Below are 25,911 nucleotides of genomic sequence, written 5' to 3'. Positions count from 1 at the left end.
GTCGGACGATGTACTATTCAAGAAGCATATAATTAATTCGTATATTCGGCATGACAAAGATATGTGGGAGAGTGGAATGATGAGTAAGAGAGATTATTATGAAGTATTGGGTGTTTCTAAATCTGCAACAAAAGAAGAGATCCGGAAAGCGTATCGAAAACTTTCAAAGCAATACCATCCGGATTTAAATAAAGAGGCGGGAGCCGAAGAAAAGTTCAAAGAAGTGACAGAAGCTTTCGAAACGCTGAGCGATGATACAAAACGGGCGCAATATGACCAATTCGGCCATGCGGATCCAAACCAAGGTTTTGGCGGCTTCGGCGGTGGAGGAGCAGATGGCTTCGGCTTCGAGGACATCTTCAGCACATTCTTTGGCGGCAGCACAAGACGGCGTGACCCGAATGCACCTCGCAAAGGCGATGATTTGCAATACACCATGACAATCGATTTCATGGAAGCTGTATTCGGGAAAGAGACAGAAGTCGAATTGCCGCGTGAGGAAGAATGTGAAACATGTCACGGCACAGGGGCGAAAAAAGGTACTTCAGTAAAAACGTGTACGCACTGTGGAGGATCAGGGCAGATTTCTGTCACCCAAAACACGCCGCTCGGCCAAATGGTGAACCGGAGGACATGTACACACTGTCAAGGGACAGGAAAGATCATTCCTGAGAAATGTGAAACTTGCCATGGTTCAGGCCGTGTGACAAAACGGAAGAAAATCAAAGTGACCATTCCTGCTGGCGTGGATGATGGACAGCGGCTTCGTGTATCTGGACAGGGCGAGGCAGGAGTAAACGGAGGGCCAGCTGGAGATCTCTATATTGTTTTCCGTGTGAAGCCACATGATAAATTTGTCCGAGAAGAGGATGACATTTACTTGGAGCTTCCGCTAACATTCCCTCAAGTGGCATTAGGCGATGATATAGAAGTGCCAACCATTCACGGTAACGTGAAATTGAAAATTCCAGCTGGCACACAAACGGGGACTAATTTCCGTCTGCGTGGCAAAGGTGTCAAAAATGTCCACGGACATGGTACGGGAGATCAGCACGTCATCGTGAAAGTTGTCACGCCTAAAAAGATGACTGAAAAACAAAAAGAATTGATGCGTGAGTTCGCTTCAATTGACGGCAATTCCCCAGACGAGTATTCGAGCTCACTTTTTGATAAAATCAAGCGGACAATAAAAGGCGATTGAAAGGGTTGAACGAAGTTGAAATGGTCAGAGATTTCCATCCATACGACACATGAGGCAACTGAAGCGGTTGCTAATATTCTGCACGAAGCCGGGGCAAGCGGTGTGGTTATCGAGGATTCAAATGAACCAGATCGAGTCCACGAAAACCGTTTTGGCGAAATCTATGACTTGAATCGAGAGGATTTTCCGGCTGAAGGTGTCATCGTAAAAGCCTATTTGCCTGTAAATAGTTTCTTGATTGAAACAGTTGGAGAAATAAAGGAATCCATCGAGAATTTAAGGCAGTTCGGCATCGACATTGGCGACAACACCATTCAAACAAATGAAGTGGATGAAGAGGACTGGGCAACTGCATGGAAAAAGTATTATCATCCAGTCAAAATCTCAAATCGATTCACGATAGTCCCGACGTGGGAAGAATATGAACCTGTTGAAACGGATGAACTGATCATAGAGTTGGACCCGGGTATGGCATTCGGTACAGGGACTCATCCGACAACAGTCCTTTGCCTGCAAGCATTGGAGAAATATGTAACCAAAGGCTGCAAAGTTGTTGATGTCGGAACCGGTTCCGGCGTGTTAGCCATCGGGGCTGCGATGCTAGGCGCATCGCATGTTCACGCCCTTGATTTGGATGTAGTGGCGGTTCAGGCAGCCAAAGAAAACATCGAATTGAATCATGTGTCCGATGTTGTGGAAGTCGCTCACGGCAATCTGCTGGATACAGTTAAAGAGCCTGCGGATATTATCGTTGCCAACATTCTGGCGGAGGTCATCCTGACATTTACAGGAGATGCGTATTCTTTATTGCCAAATGATGGTCTTTTCATTGTTTCCGGCATTATCGCCCAAAAGAGAGATCTGGTACGGGATGATCTCGTCGACAAGGGGTTTGAGATCGTGGAAACCGTCCTGATGGAAGACTGGGTTGCGATCATTGCCCGGAAGAAAGGCGAGTGACAGAGTGCAGCGGTATTTTTTAACTACTCCATTTGACCAGAACGACGAGTCATGGATTGAAGGGGAAGACGCGAAACATATTAGCCGCGTCATGCGTATGTCTGCTGGAGATTCGATCATTGCTGTTTCTGAAAACGAAGCCTATGTTTCGAGCATATTGGAGATAACTCCTGAAAGTGTGCGGATAAGACGCAATCCAGACAGCCTTCTTCCGAATCGGGAAATGCCCGTTGCCGTCACAATCGCTTGTGGCTTGCCTAAGGGGGATAAGCTTGATTATATCGTCCAAAAAGGAACGGAGCTCGGGATGATAGCACTTCTGCCATTCGAAGCCGAACGGTCCATCGTCAAGTGGGATGCGAAAAAAGGCGGCAAAAAAGTGGAGCGGCTTCAGAAAATCGCAAAAGAAGCGGCAGAGCAATGCCACCGGACGGTCATCCCGGAAGTGAAAGAACCCGTCACCTTTAAAAATTTGGTTGCTGAGGCATCCCACTACGATGTGTTACTTGTTTCAGATGAGGAAGATGCCAAAAGCAATGAGCCCAATAGGATTGCAGACCGCTTGAAAAACGTGTATCATAAACAATCGGTACTTGTTGTTTTTGGTCCGGAAGGCGGAATATCAAGAAAAGAAGCGGAATTGCTAAAGAGTGCGGGTTTCCTATCCGTTTCACTCGGCCCGCGCATTTTGCGGACGGAGACAGCACCGTTATATGTATTGTCCGCCATGTCTTACGAATTTGAATGAAAGAGGTGAGCAGCTGATGTCTTCAGTCGCTTTCCATACATTAGGCTGCAAAGTCAATCATTACGAAACGGAAGCAATCTGGCAACTGTTCAAAGAAGCTGGATACGAAAGAACCGATTTCGAAAAAAATGCTGATGTATATGTCATTAATACTTGTACAGTAACAAATACAGGGGATAAAAAGAGCCGGCAAGTCATCCGGCGCGCGATCCGGAAGAACCCGGATGCAGTCATCTGTGTAACAGGCTGCTATGCTCAAACATCTCCGGCTGAAATTATGGCCATCCCTGGCGTCGACATTGTAGTCGGTACGCAAGACCGCACAAAGCTCTTGGGGTTAATTGATGAATACCGTGTTGAGCGCCAGCCGATCAATGCTGTTCGCAATATCATGAAAAACCGGGTATACGAAGAACTCGATGTACCGGCTTTCACAGACCGGACCCGCGCCTCACTGAAAATACAGGAAGGCTGCAATAACTTCTGCACATTCTGTATTATTCCTTGGGCTCGTGGTCTCATGAGATCCAGAGATCCGGAAGAAGTCATCCGCCAGGCACAGCAATTGGTGGATGCGGGATATTTGGAAATCGTTTTGACAGGTATCCACACAGGCGGTTATGGGGAGGATCTGAAGGAGTACAATCTGGCCCGGCTGCTGCGTGATTTGGAAACGCAAGTAAAAGGCTTGAAACGCCTCCGGATCAGCTCGATCGAAGCGAGCCAGTTGACGGATGAAGTCATTCAAGTCCTAAAAGAATCGTCTATCATTGTCCGTCACCTCCATATCCCGATCCAATCCGGTTCCAACACGGTATTGAAGCGGATGAGACGGAAATATACAATGGAGTTCTTTGCGGAGCGGCTAGATCGTCTGCGCGAGGCATTGCCGCATTTGGCAATCACGTCGGACGTTATTGTCGGCTTCCCTGGCGAAACCGAAGAAGAATTCATGGAGACGTACAATTTTATCCGGGAAAATCGATTCTCTGAACTGCATGTATTCCCTTATTCCAAACGGACAGGCACTCCAGCTGCACGGATGGAAGACCAAATTGATGAAGAGGTAAAGAATGAGCGAGTTCACCGCCTCATAGAACTGAACGATCAATTGGCGAAGGAATATGCTTCGGAATTCGAAGGCGAAGTATTGGAAGTCATTCCAGAGGAAATCTACAAACTTGACCCGGCCAGCGGTTTATACGAAGGGTATACGGATAACTATTTAAAAGTTGTCTTCCCTGCAGATGAATCAATGGTTGGGAAAATCGTCAAAGTGAAAATTGCGAAAGCAGGCTATCCATACAACGAAGGGCAATTCATCCGGGTCATCGACACCGAAGAAGCTCTTGTTTGATAGTTGAATAAACAGTCATGCTGTAGACGAACACCAAGAACGGCCGGTGTTTGCCTACAACATATAAAACAAAATAAAAACGCACAGTTCATTTGTGACTGTGCACAGACTGTAGACAAACTAGAGAAATCACAGAGTTTGCCTACAGTCTTTTTCTTTCACAATGGAAGTAATAATAGAAAAAGTTGATTTCCGCTACGGCTGGACGCTTTCCGCGGGCACGGCTTCAGCCGCTTCCTTCGCTGCGCTTCGTCCAGGGTCTTCAGCTCGCGCTGTTCCCGCAGGAGTCGCCAGCCTCCGCTCCAATCAACAGAGTCTCCATAATAATGATGAGGTGATGGATATGATGACGAAGAATCAGATGAATCAACGCGAACAGTTAGAAATACTTACCATTAAACTCTTCAATCAGCACTGTTAGTCGAATGTACTGATATAATAAAGCAGTAAAACACCCATGAATATGCTCCAGATTCCGAAATGTATTAAAGTAATAAAATATTCTTTTTCTTCTCGTTCGTGTTTATATTCCTCAAAAGCACGGAATAGAGATACAACGGCAAAAATAGCGATTGCTAAATAGAACAATACTGAACGCTCAATAATCCAAAAAAGAACAATGAAAATGACCCCTAACACCATTAATGGTATTTCTACCCACTGGTGGGTATTGCTCACATATCTAACCCTTTGCGGGTCAATAATGTTGTATTTGTTTCTTATGAACTTTGTTAAAATGGAATTAATAATCAATAATGTTACGCTAAAAATATAGATTTTAAGCATGCACACTCTCCCTCCACCGATAGTGGGAATTCCCCTTACTTATTTTTGTTCTTCAACCTGTTCCGTTGGTTGTATAATTTTACTACTCATAATCTATTTTAACACGCAAACCTCTTCTTCCTTTCGAAATATTCACATATACCAAAATAAGTTGTTTTTACGGTAACCATCTCATTCAGCCGTTTTACAAACGTTTAATTTACCAAATATAGTGCGAATTCTTTTGGAGAAACAGTCCAAACATTGATATAACAACAAAGACAGGGACACTAATTCATATGCGAATAGTTTCCCAAAATGCGACTGGAAGTCCTTTTACGTGTATTGAAGGGCTTTCCACGGTCATGTCTTGAGCAAATTACAGAGAGAAGGGTTTGATTTGCTTCAAACGCTTTGCTTTTTGTAGCGAAAGCCGTTCTTCGTAACGTCTTATCCTGTGGTGTCTTCTACTCAAGTTATTCGCATAGGAGTCTACGATTACACTCTCTGTCTTTAAACACTTCTTTACGCTTGAGCAAATAAAGGAGCTCTCCTTGGTATTCCATAAAATATCTTGTAAGTAGAATATCTGTTGATTGGAGTGGAGAACGGCGACTCCAGCGGGAACAGCACGTGCTGAAGACCCTGCACGGAGCAGAGCGAAGGAAGCGTCTGAAGCCGTGCCCGCGGAAAGCGTCCGTTCGGAATGGAAATCAACTTGTCACATATCACTAAGTTAGTAATATGAACATTTTGTTTCCATTCTTTAATACGAATTTATCTAACGTTATTCTTGACTGTATATACACTAAGGGGTAAAACAGTTTTTCACGTGCAAGCGGATGCGTTGTTTGCTATAGTGAAAGGGCTATGCATTACTTAAGGGAGGTATTCAATTTGAATACGACAAATTATGCTGCTTATATAGATCACACATTATTGAAGGCTGACACAACGAAGGATCAAATTGTTACGCTTTGTGAAGAAGCAAAGCAATACTCCTTTGCTTCGGTATGTGTCAATCCGACTTGGGTCGAAACAGCAGCCGAATTATTGAAGGGCTCAGATGTCAAAGTCTGTACGGTCATCGGCTTTCCGCTTGGAGCGAGCACTTCCGAAGTGAAAGCGTTTGAAACGACAGATGCTATTCAAAAAGGCGCTCAGGAGATCGACATGGTTATCAATATCGGCGCTTTAAAAAGCGGTGATGACGGACAGGTTCGCCAAGATATCGAGTCTGTCGTGGAAGCGGCGAAGGGGAAAGCGATCGTTAAAGTAATTATTGAGACTTCTCTACTGACAGACAATGAAAAACGGAAAGCATGCGAGCTATCCGTTGCAGCAGGTGCAGACTTTGTTAAAACATCGACAGGCTTCTCGACAGGCGGGGCAACAGCTGAAGATATCAAGCTGATGCGCGGCGTCGTTGGACCTGAAATGGGTGTGAAGGCTTCTGGAGGAGTCCGCAGCTACGAGGATATGAAGCAAATGATCGATGCAGGGGCTACACGGATCGGTGCGAGCTCAGGCGTGCAAATCATGAACGGATTGAAATCTGACAGCGATTACTGAGCAGGCTCAACATTTTATAAATTCTGTCGCATTCAACTGATCATTTTAATAATGAAAATAAGTAATGTGAACAAGCCTTCAAGCTTTCGGCGTTTTCTTACTTAAAATCTTTTAAATTTTGCCGAAGGAAATGGAAAGTTTTTTATTGACCATATTCTAATTGTGCGATATACTTTTTTAGTACAAGGACAACTGCCTTGTGTCGAAGTGTGCTCGGAGGGAGGGACAAGAGATATGACGAAAACTGTCGTTCGTAAAAATGAATCGCTTGAAGATGCTCTTCGCCGCTTCAAACGTACGGTATCCAAAAGTGGAACTATACAAGAGGTAAGAAAGCGTGAATATTACGAGAAACCAAGCGTAAAGCGGAAGAAAAAATCCGAAGCTGCTCGTAAGCGTAAATACTAATACTACCTTGACTTACTATTGAAACTTTGAATCTATACGTAAACCGGAATGTCCTTTTGGATGTTCCGGTTTATTTGTGTCTTTTCTCATAATTTATTTTATTGAAATGAAACTTCCGGTCATGTTGTGACGTAGAAGAGGTATAATGGAAGTAGTGAAAGGAGTGAGGAGAGTTGAGGAAAAGTGTCAGGGCTCTACTTCTGCTCGTTTTATTTCTTTCGGCCATTTCCATCCCGCTTGGTCAATCGGATGCAAATGCCGTGAAAGTATACAAAGTGCCGATTACGAATGAGGTGGAGAAAGGCTTGCACGCATTTCTGAAACGTTCGTTCAAAGAAGCGGATGAAGCGGGTGCCAGGACGGTTATTCTGGAAATCAATACACTTGGCGGCTTCATCGATGCGGCTGGTCAAATTGGCAAACTCATTGATGACCAGCGTAATGAAATGGAAGTAATTGCGTATATCAATGATAGGGCCATCTCGGCTGGTGCGTATATCGCCTTGCATGCGGACAAAATCTATATGTCGCCTACAGGGAAAATCGGTGCTGCCCAGGCTGTTGAGGGCACCGCTGGCAATGCGGCTGACGTGAAAACACAAAGTTTTTGGGTGGCTGAAATGATTAGTGCTGCAGAATCGTCCAACCGGGACTCTGATTTTGCCCAGGCAATGGCAGATCCCGATTTCGATCTTCCTGAGTATAATGCGGCGAAAGGCAAGCTGCTTACTTTGACCGCTTCCCAAGCAAAGGAAGTCGGCTATAGTGAAGGGACAGTCAGTTCATTTGACGCGCTTTTGCGTGAGTTGGGCCTAGAAAATGCTGAGGTCGTTTCAACGGATGTCACATTCGCCGAATCGGTTGCCCGCATTATTACCAATCCGGTTGTCGTGCCAATCCTTTTGTCGATCGCAGGACTCGGTCTTGTGCTGGAACTGTACTCACCTGGATTTGGCGTGCCGGGCACGATGGCTCTCGTTTCGCTTGGGTTGTTCTTCTTTGGCCATCTCGTAGCAGGCCTCGCCGGTTATGAAGCGCTCATACTGTTTATTATCGGGGTGGGGCTCATCATAGCGGAGTTCTTCCTGGCAGGTGGCATCGCAGGTGTACTCGGGGCGGTCGCAGTAGTCGTAAGTATCATTTTGGCGGGTGGCAATCCGATGTATATGGCGATCTCCGTGTTGATCGCGATTGCTATTGCAGTCATAGGGATGGTGATCATTATGAAGTTTTTTGGCAGGAAGCTCCATCTGCTCAATAAGATGGTCTTGATGGATGCGACCGATACGGAGAGCGGTTATGTCTCCAACGTCAATCGTACCGAACTGATCGGAAAGGTTGCTGTGGCAATTACACCGCTCCGTCCATCAGGTACGGTCAACCTGGATGGTGAGCGGATTGATGTCGTGTCGGAAGGAAGCTACATCGAGAAAGGGAAAGATGTTATGATAGTGAAGGTGGAAGGTTCCCGCATCGTTGTCAGGGAATACCAAAAAAAGGGGGATAATTAATTATGGCAGGTTTATTAGCTGGCGGAGGTATGTTTGTAACCATCGCTATTGTAGTAGTAGCTATCATTGTACTCTCAATATTCTTTACGATGGTTCCTGTCGCATTGTGGATTTCCGCAATGGCGGCTGGTGTACGGGTAAGTATTTTCACATTAATCGGGATGCGTCTGCGCCGAGTCATTCCGAGCCGTGTCGTCAATCCGTTGATCAAGGCACATAAAGCAGGTTTGAATGTTAGCATCAATCAACTGGAAAGCCATTACTTGGCGGGCGGTAATGTGGACCGTGTCGTGAACGCGTTAATTGCCGCACACCGGGCGAACATTGAATTGACTTTCGAGCGCGCAGCAGCGATCGATTTGGCGGGCCGTGATGTTTTGGAAGCGGTTCAAATGTCAGTTAACCCAAAAGTAATTGAAACACCATTCATCGCAGGTGTTGCGATGAACGGTATTGAAGTAAAAGCGAAAGCCCGTATTACGGTGCGTGCGAATATCGACCGACTCGTCGGGGGTGCCGGAGAAGATACGGTAGTTGCCCGTGTTGGTGAAGGTATCGTTTCGACAATCGGTTCATCAATCGATCACGCGAAAGTGTTGGAGAACCCGGATTTGATTTCCCAAACCGTTTTGGCGAAAGGTTTAGACTCTGGTACTGCTTTTGAAATTCTCTCGATTGATATCGCGGACGTTGATATCGGCAAGAACATCGGCGCTGAGCTTCAAACGGAACAAGCGATGGCAGATAAGAACATCGCGCAAGCGAAAGCGGAAGAAAGACGTGCGATGGCTGTAGCGAACGAACAGGAAATGAAAGCGAAAGTCCAAGAGATGCGTGCGAAAGTGGTCGGCGCCGAAGCGGAAGTTCCGCTTGCAATGGCCGAAGCACTCCGTACGGGAAATATCGGAATTATGGACTATATGAACTATAAGAACATCCAAGCGGATACCGGCATGCGCGATTCCATTAGCAAAATTGGCGGAGACCAGCAAAACCCGAATGCGCCGAAAGAGTAATAGATGACATGTCATCTCGCAGAAAGGGGATGTGCAGACGTTGGAAGGTCTAATTCCTTTAATCATTTTTGCTTTGATCAGTATGCTGCTAAAGGGAAAGAAGCCGGACAGTGCGAATGCTAAGCCGGAAAGACAGGAGCCGAATAAAGCGAAACCTTTTACGGCCCAGAAGCAAGGTTCGGATCCTTTCAAGAAATTGAAGGAAATGTCCCAGGAGATGTATCAAGATCTACAGCGGGAATTCCAAAATCCGCCGGACGAGCCGCCCAGCCGACAGACGACAGTGGAATCTCCACAGACTCGTATGGAGACTAAAAGGCCAGCCTCACAGCCTGTAGCAGTCCAACCAAAACCATCAGCCAAACCGGCTCAGCCAGCAGCGTTTTCCACGCGGAAAGAAACGCCGAAACGCGAGGAGCGATCTGGCCGGTTGTCGGCACATGGCGGCCGCAAAGCACAGGAATTGACTGTGATGGAACCGGAGCATATGATTCCAAAGAGCGAACAGGATCTTTTAAAAGGAATCATATTTTCTGAAATTTTAGGCCCGCCCAAAGCAAAACGGTAATCATCAGCCCTCTATCCTGAACATACGATTAGGATAGGGGGTTTTGTGTATGCGAAAACTATTCAAGATGGATACATCTGTCCTGATCGATAATTACTCTTCCATCCGCATTACCGGACCATATGATCTGGTGAAATTAAGCGGAACCGCATGTACGATACGCAGCGAAAACTTTGTCATCGACATGACGGGACAAGAAATTGTTATTGAAACACTGGCCGAAGAAGTGGCTGTCATCACATTTGAAACACTGGAAAAAATGTTGATCCAGCCGGGGAAAGGCAAGGATGGCGCGTATGATTCGTAAACGGTATGCGGTCACTTTGAAGGGGAAAACGGACTATTCCAAATTCCTTGGGAAACTGGCTGCTTCGGGAATTAAGATCATGTCTATTTCCCATGAAGGGGCAGCCGTTCACTTCATTACGGATCCGAAAGGGATAAGCTTCATACGTAAAAACCGCCGCCGGTTCGGGGTGAAAGCGAAATTTATTCCGATCGGCAATGAGACCGTGGAGAGCCGATTGTTTTCTTCGTATCGCTTTCTCGTCGCATGTGTCATTCCCCTGGTCGCATCCTTGTTTTTATGGCGCATTGATGTTGAATCAGATCGGCCGGAAGTGGCAGAACGGATTGAATCGAAACTGCTCGCATCGTCGATCGTCACGATGAAGCCACTCTCCCGCTTGCCGGATGAGGGGGAAATCAGGCAGCTGCTGATGGCGGACGATCCTGAGCTCTCCTGGGTCCGTTTCAGCCGGTCTGGAACGCGGCTGACTGTAATCCCTATGCTATCCCCAAAAACGGATGAGAGGGCATTGGAGGAAGGTCCTCCTGCCGATCTCGTTGCTCGTACAGGCGGTGTCATCACTAATTTTCAATTAAGCCGCGGTGAGAGAGCTGCCCATATCCATCAAACGGTGAAAAAGGGTGACATTCTGGCAACAGGCATACTGGAACAGGGGGATAAAAGATCGCTAGTCGGGGCAGACGGCTTCGTTTTTGCCGACTACTGGTCGGAATACACATTTACGATTCCGCGGCAGATTGACCTTCAAATGCTCGGAGAGGAAACAGTGGAATTCAAATGGCGCTGGCCGGTCAAGATTAAGGACAACAAGTACTCCTTTCAATCCGTTTTGAAAACCGACAGGCAGCGCGAAGATATGGCCTATCAGTTGGAACTTGAAGAAGGAATGGAAGAAACCATTCTTTTGCCATTGTTGAAACATAAAATACTGTCAGAATCATCTCCCAGTCTGACAATAAAAGATGAAAATATTTTACATGTATCATTCCAAGATGATAAAGTTAGTGGGACTATATTGTTTTTAGTAAACGACAATATCGCTGTAAAAAGACCGATATCCCAAGGAGACTGAAAAATTGAGCGAACAACTGATTCAACTTCATGTCGAAGAACCGAACGATGTCATTATGCTGCTCGGTATTTCTGACCAGAATATGAAACTGATTGAAGAAAATATGGATGTTTCCATCATGACGAGAGGAGATACGATCTCCCTTTCAGGTGATGAAGAAAAAATCCTTCAAGGCAAGTATTTGCTTGAACAGCTTTTGAAAGTGATCCGGAAAGGTATCAATATAAATTTACGTGACGTTTCTTCCGCCATCGAGATGGCGAAAAACGGGACGATTGAATATTTTGCAGAGTTATATGATGAGGAAATTTCCCGCAGCGCAAAAGGGAAAGCGATTAGAGCCAAAACGATTGGCCAGCGTGAATATGTACAGGCGATCCGCAAGAGGGACCTTGTCTTTTGTATTGGGCCAGCGGGCACAGGTAAAACCTATCTGGCAGTGGTCCTTGCAGTGCAGGCATTAAAGAACGGATCTGTAAAAAGGATCATATTAACGCGTCCTGCTGTCGAGGCGGGCGAGAGCCTCGGGTTCCTTCCAGGTGATTTAAAGGAGAAGGTAGATCCTTATCTCCGCCCTCTATACGATGCCCTGCACGATGTATTAGGTGCAGAGCAGACGGAACGGTTCATTGAACGCGGTGTGATCGAAGTCGCACCGTTGGCCTATATGAGGGGCCGAACGTTAGACGACGCGTTTGTCATTTTAGACGAAGCTCAAAATACGACAAAAGCTCAAATGAAAATGTTTTTGACTCGGCTTGGATTTGGGTCTAAAATGGTAATTACAGGCGACAAAACGCAGATCGACTTGCCAAGAGGCGCTGAATCGGGATTGATCGCTGCGGAGACCATATTGAAAAAGGTACCTGAGATTCATTTTCAGTTTTTAGAACAAGGCGACATTGTCCGGCATCCGATTGTCGCAAAGATTATCGAAGCATACGAAAACGAATAAATCAGCACAGTCTGGATTGGCGGCCTGCACTTGCCTATACAACAGGTTTTATTATCAAACTTCTAGTCAGGTACCGGCCGCTTGCCGGCTGCACTGTAAATGAGAAAGTATATCTCCGTTATGAGAGCAGTCATCCCGATGACTGCTTTTTATCTAACCAAATCAATTGATAGATAGAGAGAAGGGAGGAGAGGATTCTGTGTTCCGGTCAATCGGGAAGATGTTCAACTCTCTGAAATTTAAATATTTTTCTATCCTTGTCGTATCGTTATCAGCGCTACTTCTTTTCACTTTCATGTTTGGGGAAGTGAAGCAGGAAACGTACGAGTTATCTGCCTTCCAGGTTTCTCCAAAGACCCTTCGATCATTGAAGACAGTGGAGGACGCGGAAAAAACGGAGCAGGAGAGACAACGGATTGCCAAGGAAGTGACGCCCGTCTATCAATTTTCTGATGAAGTGGCAAAAACAAGGCAGGCAATCGCTGGTCAATTGTTTGATTTCCTCATCCAAGTGAAGGAAGCCGAAAATTTATCGGTCGATCATGAGGACAAGTCGATCATCAGCCAAAAGGACAGGCTAAAAGAAATCCGAAGCAAATTGCAGAAGCTGGAGGAAGAGGAACCGAGCCTGCGTTTAACCGATGAAGCGCTGCTCAGCTTGCTGAAGCAGGACGTCAGCACACTTCGCAGCATGCAGAAGGCGATCGTTGGCATTATCGGCGGAGAATTGGAGAAACCAATCCGCACGACTGATCTCGCCACAATCAGATATGAAGTGGAGAGAAAAATCAGGTTATCAGACGCCATTCCGCCCGGAGAACTGCAAACGATGATTACATTAGCTCGTTCTCTCGTGACAGAGACTGAGAAAGTGAATGAAGAACTGACGGAAAAACGGCGGGAGCAGGAAATGAGTGCAGTCGAGCCGACCCGGATTCTGCAAGGACAAGTGATTGTCAGGGAAGGCCAATTCATCGATCAGGAAATTTATCGCCAGCTTGAATTGACAGGGCTATTGACCAATCAATCCTCGACTAAGCCATTAATCGGCTTAGCTTTATTTGTCATCTTTGTTTCCTCGATCATCTATTTGCATTTTTATACGTGGAATGGGAAAAACAATGTAAAGAAGAAGTCGCTTTTGATTATTTATTCCATTTATCTTTTTCTCGTGCTCTTGATGAAGTTAATCGGGATGATCGACAAGGAGTTTGATGTGCAAATCGCCTTTCTGTTTCCAACAGCGCTTGCTCCAATGCTCGTTAAGCTGCTGACCAATGAGCGGCTTGCTTTAATGGTCACGGTTATTACAGCAGCTACAGCAGGGATTATGCTCCAAGAAGGATTCGCTGCCATCATGCAGATGGAAATAGCGCTCTACATACTTCTGAGCGGCTTGATTAGCCTTTATTTCCTCGGCAAGGACGGGAGAAGGTCTAGCATTTTACGGACAAGTCTAGGGGTTTCTATAACCAATATGGCCTTTATCGGCTTTTATCTAATGATGACCCAGTCAACCTATAATCTATCCGAGTGGCTTTTCTATTTCATTGCAGCGGTGGCATCGGGAATTCTTTCCGGCGCATTGACGATCGGGTTAATGCCGTTCTTTGAAACTGCGTTCGGTCTGCTGTCTGATATGCGGCTTATTGAACTCTCCAATCCGAACCACCCGCTGCTTAAAAAGGTACTGACCGAAACGCCGGGAACGTACCATCACAGTGTCATGGTCGCTAATCTTGCGGATGCTGCTTGTGAGTCAGTAGGGGCTCATGGACTGCTAGCCAGGGTTGGGAGTTACTATCACGATATTGGGAAAACGGTTCGACCTGGTTTTTTCATCGAAAATCAGCATGGCGGCCAAAATCCGCATGATTCATTGCCCCCTGAAAAAAGTCGTGATATCATTATTTCCCATGCAGTTGACGGGGCGAAGATTTTAGAGAAGAATAAAATGCCGCAGGAGATTGTGGATATTGCACGCCAGCACCATGGGACGAGCTTCTTGAAATATTTTTATGTCAAAGCAAAAGAGATGGACGAGACGGCTTCGGAAGATGAATTCCGGTATCCAGGACCGAAACCACAGACGAAAGAAATTGCTATCATTTCGATAGCTGACAGTGTGGAAGCGGCCGTTCGGTCAATGAAAGAGCCTACACCGCAGAAGATAGCGGCACTCGTCAAAGCAATAATTAATGACAAATTGAATGATGGCCAATTCGATGAATGTGACTTATCCGTGAAGGAACTGAAGAAAGTGGAAACGGTTATTTGTGAAACGTTGAATGGCATTTTTCATAGCCGGATCGAATATCCGGAATGATTACAAAGGAAGGCGAAAATATGCTTGAATTTTATTTTGAAGATGAGACGGGAACCGTTGGACAAGATATTGAGGACTTGATCCGAAACTTATTGAATCATGCGGCGGAAATGGAACAGCTGTCAGGTCATCCCGAGGTATCTGTCACATTCATGGATGATGAGAGCATTCGTGAGGTGAATGCGGAATACCGAGGCAAAGATACGCCTACAGATGTGATTTCATTCGCTTTGGAGGAAATGGGCGAAGGAGAAGTGGCGATTGTCGCACAAGACGATATGCCAGTTGTATTAGGTGATATTGTCATCTCTGTGGAAACGGCCAAAAGGCAGGCGGCCGAGTACGGACATGACGAGACACGTGAAATTGGATTTCTAGCGCTTCATGGATTCCTGCATCTGCTTGGGTATGATCATCTGAATGAGGCAGAGGAAAAAGTGATGTTCGGCCGGCAAAAAGAGATTTTATCATCTTTCGGCTTAGAGCGGTGAGCAGACATGCTCGGAACTATCGTTAAGTCGTTCCAATATGCGTGGACAGGCGTCATAACAGGTGTTAGGAAAGAACGCAACCTGAAGTTCCATGTCGCGGCCGGTTTGGCTGTAGTCATTTGCGGTCTCTTTACTGGATTATCACACACAGAATGGATCCTTGTCGTTATGCTGATTGGCGGAATGCTGGCGCTTGAATTGATGAATACTGCCATCGAGCGAACCGTCGATCTCGTGACGAAAGAGTACCATCCCCTGGCGAAACAAGCGAAGGACTTGGCGGCTGGCGCGGTATTAGTTTATGCTGTGGCCAGTGCCATTATAGGTTGCATTCTTTTTATCCCGAAATGGTTTTCATAATTAGGACAGAGGTGTTGGAGTATGGACAAGGAACAATTAATGGCAGAATCGAAAAGAGCGAGGGACAAAGCGTATGTGCCTTATTCGAAATTCCCGGTAGGGGCTGCTTTGCTGGCGGAAGATGGCACTGTATATCATGGCTGCAATATTGAGAACTCCGCATACAGCATGACCAATTGTGCGGAACGGACCGCATTTTTCAAGGCTGTTTCAGAAGGAGTCAAATCGTTTAAAGCGTTAGCTGTGGTCGGAGATACAGAAGGCCCGGTATCGCCTTGCGGTGCTTGCCGCCAAGTCATTGCGGAGTTTTGTGGTCCTGATATGCCGGTCTATTTGACAAATATGAACGGTGACGTTCTTGAAACAACAGTGGCCGAGCTATTGCCTGGTGCTTTTTCGAAAGGGGATCTCGAATATGCCGCAAGCCGATAAAGCGTTCAAGTCCGGTTTCATTTCAATCATCGGCCGTCCAAATGTCGGGAAATCCACTTTTCTAAATCGTGTTGTCGGGCAAAAGATTGCCATTATGAGCGATAAACCACAGACTACCCGTAACAAAGTGCAAGGGGTCGTCACGATGGATACGTCTCAAATGATTTTCATTGATACGCCAGGAATCCATAAGCCGAAGCACAAGCTAGGCGATTTCATGGTGAAATCTGCTCGCAACACACTGAAAGAAGTGGACATCATCATGTTTATGGTGAATGCGGATGAGCCGATTGGATCTGGAGACCGGTTTATCATTGAACTGCTTCGCACAACAAAAACACCGGTTTTTCTCGTCATCAATAAGATTGATTTAGTTCATCCCGATGAACTGTTAACAATTATTACAACGTACACATCGGAGTACGAATTTGCAGAGATTGTGCCTTTATCCGCTTTAAACGGAAACAATGTGGAACGGCTTATGGAAACACTCGAAAAATATTTGCCAGAAGGTCCGAAATATTATCCGGATGATCAAGTGACGGATCACCCTGAGCGGTTCATCATTTCTGAATTGATTCGCGAGAAAGTGCTTCATCTGACCCGTGAGGAAGTGCCTCATTCCGTAGCGGTTGCGATTGAAAAGATTGAACGGGACGAAGCCAAGGGCATGGTCAATGTAATGGCGACCATTGTCGTCGACCGGGATTCTCAAAAAGGGATCGTCATCGGGAAAAAGGGTGCTTTGCTTAAAGAAATTGGCACGAAAGCGCGGCATGACATTGAAATGCTGCTCGGCTCGAAAGTCTTTTTGGAGCTTTGGGTCAAAGTTCAGAAGGATTGGCGGAATAAGCCGGGACAACTGCGTGAATTCGGTTTCCGGGAAGATGAGTATTAAACCATAAAGGAGTGATGGCCTTGCTGAACAAGTGGGAAGGAATCATTCTGAAAAGCATTCCATATGGCGAGGCCAATAAAATCGTGACTATTTTTACGAAGGAAGCGGGGAAATTGACTGCCATGGCCCGCGGCGCGAAAAAGCCTGCCAGCCGTTTGTCCGCCATTACCCAGAATTTCACGCATGGCTCTTTTCTAATTAGGACCGGAAAAGGGATGGGTTCGCTGGAGCAAGGGGAAACGATCGATTCGATGCGGTTCATCCGAGAGGATCTGGAGGCGACTGCATACGCCAGCTATATCGTGGAGCTTATCGATAAATTGACAGAAGACCGCGAGGCCACGCGTAATGTCTACGGCCTGCTGTATGAAGCGCTGCATGCGATCAATGAGGAATATGACCCGGAAGCGATTTCTCTTTTTGTAGAGTGGAAAATGCTGCCCGTAGCAGGTGTCTATCCAACCGTACATCAATGCGCCAATTGCGGGGCGACGGAAGGGGAATTTGCTTTTTCCTTTCAGGAAATCGGGTTTCTCTGCCACCGCTGTTTTCATATCGATCCGTATATCGTTCGGCTTTCTCCGACGCAACTGCGTCTGATCCGCACATTTTACACGGTCCCGATTGAGCAGGTTGGATCGCTGAAGCTGAAAAAGACGACAAAGCAGTTTATGAAAAAGATTGTGAGAACGATCTATGACGAGCAGGTCGGCATCCGGTTGAAGTCGAGAAATTTTTTGGACCAGTTGGAGCGGATGCCGGGCGTCCTGCCTGAAAAAAAAGAACAACCGGAGACGGAGGGTGAGTAACCTTCCGTTTCCGGTTGTTTTTGTTAAAAGTTTATAGCCGCGATTGGATTCTAATGAATACCGATAACCGCATAGGCTGATTGTATTTGATTAGAACTTCAAGCGTTCCTCGATATAATCTTTCACTTCGCTGATCGGCATACGCACTTGTTCCATGGAATCTCGATGACGCACTGTTACTTGGCGATCTTCTTCCGAATCAAAATCGTATGTGATGCAGAATGGTGTACCGATTTCATCTTGGCGGCGGTACCGTCTTCCGATGGATTGGGAGTCATCGTATTGAACTGCAAAATGTTTGCTGAGTTCTGCGTAAACTTCTTCCGCACTTTCCGCGAGCTTTTTTGATAGTGGGAGAACAGCCGCTTTGACAGGTGCCAGAGCCGGATGGAAGCGCAGCACTGTCCGCACGTCGTCGCCCTCAAGCTGTTCTTCATCGTACGCGTTGCAAAGGAATGCAAGTGTCACACGATCCGCACCCACGGAAGGTTCGATGCAATATGGCACGTATTTTTCGTTTGTGACGGGATCCTGATAATGGAAATCCTCGCCTGAATGCTCCATATGGCGCTTCAAATCGAAGTCTGTACGGTTCGCGATACCCCATAGCTCGCCCCAGCCGAACGGGAACTTGAATTCAATATCTACTGTGCCTTTGGAGTAGTGGGAGAGTTCATCTTCGCTATGCTCGCGCAGTCTGACGTTTTCGTCGCTTAGCCCGAGGTCAAGCAACCATGTCTTACAGAATTCACGCCAGTATTCATACCAGTTCATATCTTCGCCAGGCTTGCAGAAGAATTCCAGTTCCATTTGTTCGAATTCACGAGTCCGGAACGTGAAGTTGCCCGGTGTGATTTCATTACGGAAACTTTTACCGATCTGGGCAATCCCGAACGGCATTTTCTTTCGCATAGACCGCTGTACGTTTTTGAAATTGACGAAAATCCCTTGCGCCGTTTCCGGGCGGAGGAAGATTTCATTAGCAGACGAATCCGTCACGCCTTGAGATGTTTTGAACATTAAGTTGAATTGGCGGATGCCTGTATAATCCATCTCACCGCATGTTGGACAGACGATATGATGTTCAGCAATCAACTCTTCCATCTTTTCAAATGGAAGGCCATCGACAACCATCTCAATGCCTTTTGCGTCAAGTGCGTCTTCAATTAACTTATCCGCACGGTGGCGTGTTTTACATTTCTTGCAGTCAATCATCGGGTCATTGAAATTCCCGATATGGCCGGACGCTTCCCACACTTTAGGATTCATCAGGATGGCCGCGTCCAATCCAACATTGTATTTGGATTCTTGGACAAACTTTTGCCACCATGCCTTCTTGACATTGTTTTTCAGTTCAATCCCAAGCGGGCCGTAATCCCATGTATTCGCGAGACCACCATAAATTTCAGACCCTGGGAAGACGAATCCTCTCTGTTTTGCTAAGTTGACAATTTGATCCATTGATAGCATTGCAAATCCCTCCAATTCTTATTTATGCCTTTCAACCTCCTGCGGTACATCTTAAACTGTCCCGCTTCAATCCATTCAGCGATTATGAATGGGAAGGCTGGCTGGCAGGAGCCTGTGAACAAAAAAAGTATTCATGCCTTTGGGATGTTTGGTAAAACGCAAAAAACGCACCCATCCCCGGACAGTAATTGTCCGGGGACGAGTGCGTAGACCCGCGGTTCCACCCCGATTGGCTCAAAAAAGCCCTCTTTCGATCACGTTCTTGGCTCCAGGCTGCCGTTTCATGCCGATTACGGGCTTTCACCATCCCCGTTCGCTTCGTGTGGCATTACTTATTGACCTTTCTTCACCTATGGATTATGAGTACAAGTGTAGCACGGTTTGTGCAGACAGGCAATCGTTTCATCGTTTTTCTTTCACGCACTCCGTTTTCACTCGGAGTGATAGGAATTCTGTTGGGGAAATGCTATACTAGTCAGGTATATACAAATGAACGCGTAGGGCGGTGATTCATATTGGAACTGAATAAGCGCCAGAACGAGATACTCGAGATCGTCCAATCGGATGGGCCGATCACTGGGGAGCAGATTGCAGAAAGGCTGAACTTGGCACGGGCAACCATCCGTCCAGACCTGGCCATTTTGACGATGGCAGGATACTTGGACGCAAGGCCGAGAGTCGGTTATTTCTATTCTGGTAAAAAGCCTGCCCAATCTGTCGGCGATGGGATGATTGGCATGAAAGTAGGCGATTTCCAATCCATGCCTGTCGTTGTCGCCGAAAACATTTCCGTATACGATGCCATCTGCCAAATGTTCTTAGAGGATGTCGGAACGCTTTTCGTAATTGATAGGGATTCCCATTTAACAGGTGTTCTATCGCGGAAAGATTTGCTGCGTACAAGCTTAGGAAATAAAGAATTAGATAAGATTCCGGTGCATGTCATCATGACAAGAATGCCGAACATTACATACTGCAAAAAGCAGGACACGCTGCTCTATGCGGCGAAAAAGATGATTGAACAACAAATAGATTCATTGCCTGTCATTGTGGAGAGAGAGCTGGGCCTTGAAGTAGTGGGAAGGATCACGAAGACAAATATTACCGCCGCCTTCTTGTCCTTGGCCGACGACCATGATTTATAATGATGGGGAACTAGGAGTGATCCAATGAGTAAACTAACTTTGTTCATCGTTTCCGATTCGGTCGGCGAGACGGCAGATCTTGTCGCCAAGGCGGCAGCAAGCCAGTTCAGGCATGATCTTGAAACGGTTTCGATGAAGCGGTTTTCACACGTGGAAGATGAATCACAGTTACGCGAAATCGCCTATTTGGCCAAAAAACAAAATGCCATTATCATTTACACATTGGTGAAAAGCTGCATGAGGCAGCGGCTTAAACAAGAGTGCAGGGAAAATGGCTTAAAGTGCATTGATTTGCTCGGTCCGATAGTCGACAAGATCGAGGAGGAACTTAGCGAAAGGCCATTTGAAGAACCCGGGCTCGTCCGTCAATTGGATGAGGACTATTTCAAAAAAATAGAGGCTATCGAATTTGCGGTGAAATATGACGATGGAAGAGATCCGCGGGGCATCTTGAAAGCGGATATCGTTCTAGTTGGCGTATCGCGAACATCCAAAACGCCTCTTTCTCAATATTTGGCTCATAGGACGTTCAAAGTGGCAAATGTCCCTTTGGTGCCTGAAGTGGATCCGCCTGAAGAATTATACCGGATTGACCCATCTAAATGCTACGGACTCGTCATTTCACCCGAAAAATTGAATTCGATTCGGAAAGAGCGACTGATTACTCTTGGTTTGAAAGATGACGCAAATTATGCCCAAATCGAACGGATTAAACGAGAAATCGATCATTTCAATAAAGTCGTAGCCAAAATCGGCTGTAAGGTCATTGATGTAACAAATCGTGCAGTGGAAGAGACCGCGAATGTGATTTTGCATGATTGCGCGAATAAAGGCGAGTAAATTGAATGAATACTAAGAAGAAGGACCGCCTAGGCAAAATGGTTGGTTCTTCTTTTGTGGATTGTGTACAATATTGTTTTGCGGCTGTCTTTCAAAAATGATATAGTTATCCATCTGAAGGCCGGTTTTCCCCGGTCTCCTTTAACATGGCGGCAAATTAACCGTTTTTGATGGATTGATTTTTTAGAGTCTACGCCAAACCTATGGAAAACATAATATTTTTTTGTCGAATAAGCAGGATTTTTGAAATCTATCTCGAAATCAAGTAGATAGAGGGAAACGGTGATGGAAATGACTAAAATACCAGAGGAAACGATCGAGGAAGTACGCTCAAAGACTGATATTGTTGATTTGATCGGCGAGTACGTCCAACTGACGAAGAGAGGGAGAAATTGGTTTGGGCTTTGTCCATTCCATGGTGAAAGCACTCCTTCATTCTCAGTTTCCGAAGACAAGAATCTGTTTCATTGTTTCGGCTGCGGAGCGAGCGGAAATGCTATCACATTCGTCATGGACATTGAGAACACTTCTTTCACCGAAGCAGTATCCAAGCTGGCTGACCGGGCAGGCATTGAAGTAGATGTCCAGTCAGTACATGCTGCAAGCTCTTCAAAAAATGAGCATCATTCGATGAAGGAAGCCCTCGCACTTGCAGCAAACTTCTATAGTCATATATTACTTAATACTGTAGAGGGGGAAAAAGCATTACAATATTTGCAGGAAAGAGGATTTTCACGGGAGCATATCGAACAGTATGGAATCGGGTGGTCGCTGGAAGACAGGGAGACTTTGACGAATCTCCTTATCCGTAAGAAATTTGATATGAAGGAAATGGAGCAAGCCGGCCTATGTATTATGAAAAATGATGGGACAGGCTATTTTGACAGGTTTCGAGGACGTATTATGTTCCCGTTACATGACGATAATGGGAATGTCGTCGGTTTTTCCGGCAGGATCCTCTCCAATTCAAAAGATGAGGCCAAATACTTGAACAGTCCGGAAACTCCTATCTTTGAAAAGAGCAAATTACTATATAATTTTCATCGAGCTCGTCTTAATGTTCGGAAAACGGGTAAAGTAATACTATTTGAAGGTTTCATGGATACAATAGCTGCAGAACGGGCCGGCGTGATGAACAGTGTCGCGGTCATGGGTACGTCTCTGTCGGAAATGCATCTTCTGAAACTGAAACGCATTGCCAACCAGCTAATGATTTGCTGTGATGGAGACAATGCAGGATGGGAGGCAGCCAAGCGGTTTGCCAACCTGGCTGCGCAGAAGGGGCTTTCCGTCCAAATAGCACTGCTTCCTGGGAAGATGGATCCTGATGAATATATTTCAACACACGGTGGCGAAGCGTTCCGTGAAAAGATCCTTGGAAATCCCCATACGTATATGTCGTTTATTTTAGCGTATGCCAAACGTGGAAAGAACCTGACACATGAAAATGACGTCTTGCAATATATCCACGAAGTTTTGGACGAACTGGCTGCCAAGGTATCACCGATCGAGAGAGATCTCCTCGTCCGGCAAATGGCAACTGAAACTGGTGTTTCTGAGCAGGCATTGAACGAGCAGCTAATGAAAAAAGTCGGTAAAATGGCGAAGGAAGAAAAACAGGAGCAATCTACCGGCGGTATGCAGCAGATGCCGATGCCAAAGTCCAAGAAAGTGTCAGGCGCTGATCGAGCAGAACGGATTTTGCTAGCACACCTGCTGAACGACGGAGTCATATTTGATCGGCTGCGAGCGGAAGGCAGCGAGCTTTTCATCCGTGATGAATACAATGCCGTATTCGTGAGGCTGGCCGGTTTTTATGAACAATATAGCACTCCGGATTTTAATCGGTTCGCTGAATCATTGGAAGACAGGGAAATGCGTAAAATTGTGATGGAAGCAGCAATGATGGAACGCGATCCCGACCATGCAGATCAGGAAGTCACAGATTGTATTCAACATCTGGAAAAACAACGGGTAATCCGAAAAATAGATGAAATGCTGCACCAATCAAAAGAAGCGGAAAAAATGAATGATCATACCCGGGCGCTGGAGCTGGCCAGGGAAATTATACAGCTCCGGAAATCATTATCGGCATTGTAGGCCAGATTCCGGTGTATTAAGGAGGAACGGGTATTATGGAAAAAAAAGAGCGAGCTGGAGAGATGGAAAACGATATGACGTTGGATGAAGTGAAAGCAAGTTTATTGGAAACAGGTAAGAAGAATGGTGAGTTGACGTTGGAGGAAGTGACGGATAAACTATCCGTCTTTGAAATGGAGCCAGATCAATTCGAGGAATTTCTTGATCAAATCGAAGCGCAAGGCATCGAAATGGATCGTAAAGACGATGAGGAAGAAGAAGTGGAAAAAGGTGTCGCGGACGACGAACAATTCGATCTGAACGATCTAAGTGTGCCGCCGGGCGTTAAAATTAATGACCCGGTCCGCATGTATTTAAAAGAAATCGGCCGTGTCGATCTACTAACTGGAAACGAAGAGGTCAAACTGGCCGTCGCCATTCAGGAAGGTGTGGAAGCGGAAGAAAAGCTTGCTTCAATGGACCAGCCGGATGCAGAACTCATCGAAATCGTTGAAAAGGGTGAGAACGCAAAAAAGAAACTGGCAGAAGCCAACTTGCGGCTCGTCGTCAGTATTGCAAAACGGTATGTAGGACGCGGCATGCTGTTCCTAGATTTGATTCAAGAAGGAAATATGGGTCTTATTAAAGCTGTCGAGAAATTTGACCATACAAAAGGCTTTAAATTCAGTACGTATGCGACATGGTGGATTCGTCAGGCGATCACTCGTGCAATTGCCGATCAGGCGCGTACAATCCGTATTCCAGTTCACATGGTGGAAACGATCAACAAGTTGATCCGTGTCCAGCGTCAACTGCTACAAGATCTCGGACGGGAGCCATCTCCGGAGGAAATCGGCGAAGAGATGGATTTGTCTGCTGACAAAGTTCGTGAAATCTTGAAAATCGCTCAAGAACCCGTTTCGCTTGAAACGCCAATCGGGGAAGAGGATGATTCTCACCTCGGTGACTTCATCGAAGATTCGGAAGCACAATCTCCGTCTGATCATGCTGCATATGAGCTGTTAAAGGAACAGTTGGAAGATGTCCTGGATACTTTGACTGACAGAGAGGAAAACGTACTTCGTTTGCGTTTTGGATTAGATGACGGACGGACTCGCACTTTAGAAGAGGTTGGTAAAGTCTTTGGGGTGACGCGTGAACGGATTCGTCAAATTGAGGCGAAAGCGTTGCGCAAGCTTCGCCATCCTTCCAGAAGCAAACGCTTGAAAGACTTCCTCGAATAATGACGGACGTCTTGTCCGGACATTGTTCATTGGCGGCAGGATGGGCTGTATAGGTTCTCCATAACCCGGAATTATGAAAATCGCTAGAATAGGCGACATGCTTGCAGTGGCAGCTTTAGCCGGCACCATGAGAAGGAAAGGAGGGGATGATCCCTCCTGTCGGTCAAATGCTCAGGAAACGACTGCCGCATTTGGCCTTTCTGGCGATTTTTGTCTTTTATTATATCGTAGAGAGATAGAAAGCAAGCTCCTGTTTGAAAGTGTAATTGAAGGGGGATTTGGAAATGAACGCTCAGCGGAAGCGTATTATCATAACAGAAATTCAATATTGGAAGCAAAACAAATTGCTGCCCGAACATTATTGTGATTTTCTCATCACGTTATACGCGCGCGGAGAAGGCGAGGAACAGGAAGACACAAAGAGCTCCAAAGGAATTCTGGAACGTGAAAAGAACACGAAATGGATTAGATTAGCGGGGCTGTGTTTTATAGCAGTTCTAGCTTTCGGAGGAATGTTTGTTCTCAGAGATTTTCCTATTGTCTCCATCTCCGCAGCAGCGATACTGGCATCTATTTTTTTGATTCTTTCAATTTCAAAAGCAGGCGCCAATACAGGGCTGTCATCGCTCCTATACATACTTTCTGCCTTTTTGCTATTAGGCTTGTCATTAAAAGTTTGGCTCCTGTTTTTTGAGGATGAAACATTATTGTTGCTGGGATTGCTAGTTTTGAACTGCATGCTTTGGCTATTTGCCGGCAGATTGTTAAAACTACTTTATTTCACGATTTCCGGTTCGGTCGGGCTGCTCCTTATTATCGGCTTCCTTTTCCTTTCCATGTAGTTCTATGGGAAGCCGATTATTTCTCACGTTAGTCGATTCTCCTCATGCCGGCATGCCTTGTTTACATAAGAGTTTGCTAATAATACCTCAAATGTCTCCTGTAAGATATCTATTTGTAAAAGATCCTGTCCCTGCATCATTACTGCGCTGTTCCACTCCTCTGCTACTGATTCATACTAAATATTTTCCTCTGTTCTTCCCCTATATTACATTGATTTCAAGGTTGAATTTTTCACTAAACTCCTCGACATATGATGTCGATTCAGGGCGTAGACAAAGTCACTCCAAGATGAATAGAAATCAATAATCAAGCAGGCCAGAAGAGCAACTTCGCTTTCCAAGGACTTGGATTCAGGCAATCAAACAGCGAAGGGTTCGATATTTATAATTCCTGCGCCTTGGCATAAATTATACGTCCGTAGCTCGCTACGCATTCGCTTTGGCTAGGAAAAGACATACTACGCGGCGGCTTTTCCAGCAGGGTCTTCAGTTCAAGCTAACCCATAGGAGTCTTTGTTGCGCTCCCTGCATT

At 45.9% G+C, this 25,911-nt stretch carries 25 protein-coding genes; 23 read left to right on the top strand and 2 right to left on the bottom strand.

Annotated elements, in window-relative coordinates:
• The first annotated feature begins 79 nt into the window (after nucleotides 1–79).
• The 4 genes from dnaJ to mtaB are packed head-to-tail and all read left to right on the top strand — an operon-like array spanning nucleotide 80 to nucleotide 4,266.
• A complete protein-coding gene (dnaJ, locus tag ACSW3C_RS00645) occupies nucleotides 80–1,201 on the top strand; it encodes a molecular chaperone DnaJ (RefSeq protein ID WP_486560316.1) in 1,122 nt (373 codons plus the stop codon).
• A 15-nt stretch (nucleotides 1,202–1,216) separates the two neighbouring features.
• Nucleotides 1,217–2,161, top strand: coding sequence for a 50S ribosomal protein L11 methyltransferase (prmA, locus tag ACSW3C_RS00640; RefSeq protein WP_486560315.1), 945 nt, complete (start codon nucleotides 1,217–1,219; stop codon nucleotides 2,159–2,161).
• 4 nt (nucleotides 2,162–2,165) lie between these two features.
• Nucleotides 2,166–2,909 carry a 16S rRNA (uracil(1498)-N(3))-methyltransferase gene (locus tag ACSW3C_RS00635; protein ID WP_486560314.1) on the top strand — a complete coding sequence of 248 codons (744 nt, stop codon included), beginning with the start codon at nucleotides 2,166–2,168 and terminating at the stop codon, nucleotides 2,907–2,909.
• A gap of 16 nt (nucleotides 2,910–2,925) precedes the next feature.
• Complete coding sequence (mtaB, locus tag ACSW3C_RS00630) at nucleotides 2,926–4,266, top strand: tRNA (N(6)-L-threonylcarbamoyladenosine(37)-C(2))-methylthiotransferase MtaB (RefSeq protein ID WP_486560313.1); 1,341 nt, start codon at nucleotides 2,926–2,928, stop codon at nucleotides 4,264–4,266.
• Nucleotides 4,267–4,683: 417 nt separating this feature from the next.
• Here mtaB and ACSW3C_RS00625 read toward each other — a convergent pair whose 3' ends face one another.
• Nucleotides 4,684–5,052 carry a DUF4181 domain-containing protein gene (locus ACSW3C_RS00625; RefSeq protein WP_486560312.1) on the bottom strand — a complete coding sequence of 123 codons (369 nt, stop codon included), beginning with the start codon at nucleotides 5,050–5,052 and terminating at the stop codon, nucleotides 4,684–4,686.
• An 876-nt stretch (nucleotides 5,053–5,928) separates the two neighbouring features.
• On the opposite strand from ACSW3C_RS00625, the gene deoC reads away from it, so the two are divergent.
• The 14 genes from deoC to recO all read left to right on the top strand — a co-directional run bounded on the left by deoC (nucleotide 5,929) and on the right by recO (nucleotide 17,759).
• A complete protein-coding gene (gene deoC, locus ACSW3C_RS00620) occupies nucleotides 5,929–6,603 on the top strand; it encodes a deoxyribose-phosphate aldolase (protein WP_486560311.1) in 675 nt (224 codons plus the stop codon).
• A gap of 234 nt (nucleotides 6,604–6,837) precedes the next feature.
• Complete coding sequence (gene rpsU / locus ACSW3C_RS00615; protein WP_076757758.1) at nucleotides 6,838–7,011, top strand: 30S ribosomal protein S21; 174 nt, start codon at nucleotides 6,838–6,840, stop codon at nucleotides 7,009–7,011.
• 173 nt (nucleotides 7,012–7,184) lie between these two features.
• The gene (locus ACSW3C_RS00610; protein WP_486560310.1) at nucleotides 7,185–8,522 is read left to right on the top strand and encodes an NfeD family protein; all 1,338 of its coding nucleotides are present in this window, start codon (nucleotides 7,185–7,187) and stop codon (nucleotides 8,520–8,522) included.
• A 2-nt stretch (nucleotides 8,523–8,524) separates the two neighbouring features.
• Nucleotides 8,525–9,538, top strand: coding sequence for a flotillin-like protein FloA (gene floA, locus ACSW3C_RS00605; protein ID WP_486560309.1), 1,014 nt, complete (start codon nucleotides 8,525–8,527; stop codon nucleotides 9,536–9,538).
• Between the two features lie 40 nt (nucleotides 9,539–9,578).
• A complete protein-coding gene (locus ACSW3C_RS00600; protein WP_486560308.1) occupies nucleotides 9,579–10,106 on the top strand; it encodes a hypothetical protein in 528 nt (175 codons plus the stop codon).
• Between the two features lie 49 nt (nucleotides 10,107–10,155).
• Complete coding sequence (locus tag ACSW3C_RS00595) at nucleotides 10,156–10,413, top strand: hypothetical protein (RefSeq protein ID WP_486560307.1); 258 nt, start codon at nucleotides 10,156–10,158, stop codon at nucleotides 10,411–10,413.
• Nucleotides 10,403–11,488 (top strand): sporulation protein YqfD, encoded by a 1,086-nt coding sequence (locus ACSW3C_RS00590; RefSeq protein ID WP_486560306.1) that lies wholly within the window; start codon nucleotides 10,403–10,405, stop codon nucleotides 11,486–11,488. Before ACSW3C_RS00595 ends, ACSW3C_RS00590 begins: the two co-directional genes overlap by 11 nt.
• Before the next feature lie 4 nt (nucleotides 11,489–11,492).
• Nucleotides 11,493–12,443 (top strand): PhoH family protein, encoded by a 951-nt coding sequence (locus ACSW3C_RS00585; RefSeq protein ID WP_486560305.1) that lies wholly within the window; start codon nucleotides 11,493–11,495, stop codon nucleotides 12,441–12,443.
• Nucleotides 12,444–12,642: 199 nt separating this feature from the next.
• Nucleotides 12,643–14,769 carry an HD family phosphohydrolase gene (locus ACSW3C_RS00580; RefSeq protein ID WP_486560304.1) on the top strand — a complete coding sequence of 709 codons (2,127 nt, stop codon included), beginning with the start codon at nucleotides 12,643–12,645 and terminating at the stop codon, nucleotides 14,767–14,769.
• A 20-nt stretch (nucleotides 14,770–14,789) separates the two neighbouring features.
• Nucleotides 14,790–15,260: an rRNA maturation RNase YbeY gene (gene ybeY, locus ACSW3C_RS00575; RefSeq protein WP_486560303.1), complete on the top strand. Its 471-nt coding sequence runs from the start codon at nucleotides 14,790–14,792 to the stop codon at nucleotides 15,258–15,260.
• Nucleotides 15,261–15,266: 6 nt separating this feature from the next.
• Nucleotides 15,267–15,620 (top strand): diacylglycerol kinase family protein, encoded by a 354-nt coding sequence (locus ACSW3C_RS00570; protein WP_486560302.1) that lies wholly within the window; start codon nucleotides 15,267–15,269, stop codon nucleotides 15,618–15,620.
• Nucleotides 15,621–15,641: 21 nt separating this feature from the next.
• Nucleotides 15,642–16,052 carry a cytidine deaminase gene (locus ACSW3C_RS00565; RefSeq protein WP_238082028.1) on the top strand — a complete coding sequence of 137 codons (411 nt, stop codon included), beginning with the start codon at nucleotides 15,642–15,644 and terminating at the stop codon, nucleotides 16,050–16,052.
• Entirely contained in the window at nucleotides 16,036–16,950 is a 915-nt protein-coding gene (era, locus tag ACSW3C_RS00560; RefSeq protein ID WP_238082026.1) for a GTPase Era, read from the top strand. The genes ACSW3C_RS00565 and era overlap by 17 nt, the downstream gene beginning before the upstream one ends.
• A gap of 20 nt (nucleotides 16,951–16,970) precedes the next feature.
• The gene (gene recO / locus ACSW3C_RS00555; RefSeq protein ID WP_486560301.1) at nucleotides 16,971–17,759 is read left to right on the top strand and encodes a DNA repair protein RecO; all 789 of its coding nucleotides are present in this window, start codon (nucleotides 16,971–16,973) and stop codon (nucleotides 17,757–17,759) included.
• A 90-nt stretch (nucleotides 17,760–17,849) separates the two neighbouring features.
• Here the strand turns inward: recO and ACSW3C_RS00550 are convergent, their stop codons facing one another.
• Nucleotides 17,850–19,229, bottom strand: a complete 1,380-nt coding sequence (locus tag ACSW3C_RS00550) for a glycine--tRNA ligase (RefSeq protein WP_486560300.1) — start codon at nucleotides 19,227–19,229, stop codon at nucleotides 17,850–17,852.
• 515 nt (nucleotides 19,230–19,744) lie between these two features.
• On the opposite strand from ACSW3C_RS00550, the gene ccpN reads away from it, so the two are divergent.
• The 5 genes from ccpN (at nucleotide 19,745) to ACSW3C_RS00525 (ending at nucleotide 25,379) form a co-directional block, all read left to right on the top strand.
• Nucleotides 19,745–20,374, top strand: a complete 630-nt coding sequence (gene ccpN, locus ACSW3C_RS00545) for a transcriptional regulator CcpN (protein ID WP_486560299.1) — start codon at nucleotides 19,745–19,747, stop codon at nucleotides 20,372–20,374.
• A gap of 24 nt (nucleotides 20,375–20,398) precedes the next feature.
• Complete coding sequence (locus tag ACSW3C_RS00540) at nucleotides 20,399–21,214, top strand: pyruvate, water dikinase regulatory protein (RefSeq protein ID WP_486560298.1); 816 nt, start codon at nucleotides 20,399–20,401, stop codon at nucleotides 21,212–21,214.
• A 291-nt stretch (nucleotides 21,215–21,505) separates the two neighbouring features.
• Nucleotides 21,506–23,314: a DNA primase gene (dnaG, locus tag ACSW3C_RS00535; protein WP_486560856.1), complete on the top strand. Its 1,809-nt coding sequence runs from the start codon at nucleotides 21,506–21,508 to the stop codon at nucleotides 23,312–23,314.
• A gap of 35 nt (nucleotides 23,315–23,349) precedes the next feature.
• Nucleotides 23,350–24,537, top strand: coding sequence for an RNA polymerase sigma factor RpoD (gene rpoD / locus ACSW3C_RS00530; protein ID WP_486560297.1), 1,188 nt, complete (start codon nucleotides 23,350–23,352; stop codon nucleotides 24,535–24,537).
• Between the two features lie 284 nt (nucleotides 24,538–24,821).
• The gene (locus ACSW3C_RS00525) at nucleotides 24,822–25,379 is read left to right on the top strand and encodes a hypothetical protein (RefSeq protein WP_486560296.1); all 558 of its coding nucleotides are present in this window, start codon (nucleotides 24,822–24,824) and stop codon (nucleotides 25,377–25,379) included.
• The last annotated feature ends 532 nt before the right edge of the window (nucleotides 25,380–25,911 follow it).

The organism is Sporosarcina sp. AD_1 (assembly GCF_057373025.1).
The sequence above is the reverse complement of the archived record's forward strand: the minus strand, read 5'-3'. Positions and strand labels throughout refer to the sequence as shown.

Bases quoted from the DNA above. Each gene is read 5' to 3' on its own strand.
- ybeY (WP_486560303.1), top strand. From the start codon at position 14,790: ATGCTTGAATTTTATTTTGAAGATGAGACGGGAACCGTTGGACAAGAT.
- ACSW3C_RS00565 (WP_238082028.1), top strand. From the start codon at position 15,642: ATGGACAAGGAACAATTAATGGCAGAATCGAAAAGAGCGAGGGACAAA.
- rpsU (WP_076757758.1), top strand. From the start codon at position 6,838: ATGACGAAAACTGTCGTTCGTAAAAATGAATCGCTTGAAGATGCTCTT.
- ACSW3C_RS00525 (WP_486560296.1), top strand. From the start codon at position 24,822: ATGAACGCTCAGCGGAAGCGTATTATCATAACAGAAATTCAATATTGG.
- ACSW3C_RS00550 (WP_486560300.1), bottom strand. From the start codon at position 19,229: ATGCTATCAATGGATCAAATTGTCAACTTAGCAAAACAGAGAGGATTC.
- ACSW3C_RS00570 (WP_486560302.1), top strand. From the start codon at position 15,267: ATGCTCGGAACTATCGTTAAGTCGTTCCAATATGCGTGGACAGGCGTC.
- floA (WP_486560309.1), top strand. From the start codon at position 8,525: ATGGCAGGTTTATTAGCTGGCGGAGGTATGTTTGTAACCATCGCTATT.
- mtaB (WP_486560313.1), top strand. From the start codon at position 2,926: ATGTCTTCAGTCGCTTTCCATACATTAGGCTGCAAAGTCAATCATTAC.
- dnaG (WP_486560856.1), top strand. From the start codon at position 21,506: ATGACTAAAATACCAGAGGAAACGATCGAGGAAGTACGCTCAAAGACT.
- era (WP_238082026.1), top strand. From the start codon at position 16,036: ATGCCGCAAGCCGATAAAGCGTTCAAGTCCGGTTTCATTTCAATCATC.
- ACSW3C_RS00540 (WP_486560298.1), top strand. From the start codon at position 20,399: ATGAGTAAACTAACTTTGTTCATCGTTTCCGATTCGGTCGGCGAGACG.
- ACSW3C_RS00625 (WP_486560312.1), bottom strand. From the start codon at position 5,052: ATGCTTAAAATCTATATTTTTAGCGTAACATTATTGATTATTAATTCC.
- ACSW3C_RS00590 (WP_486560306.1), top strand. From the start codon at position 10,403: ATGATTCGTAAACGGTATGCGGTCACTTTGAAGGGGAAAACGGACTAT.
- rpoD (WP_486560297.1), top strand. From the start codon at position 23,350: ATGGAAAAAAAAGAGCGAGCTGGAGAGATGGAAAACGATATGACGTTG.
- dnaJ (WP_486560316.1), top strand. From the start codon at position 80: ATGAGTAAGAGAGATTATTATGAAGTATTGGGTGTTTCTAAATCTGCA.
- ACSW3C_RS00595 (WP_486560307.1), top strand. From the start codon at position 10,156: ATGCGAAAACTATTCAAGATGGATACATCTGTCCTGATCGATAATTAC.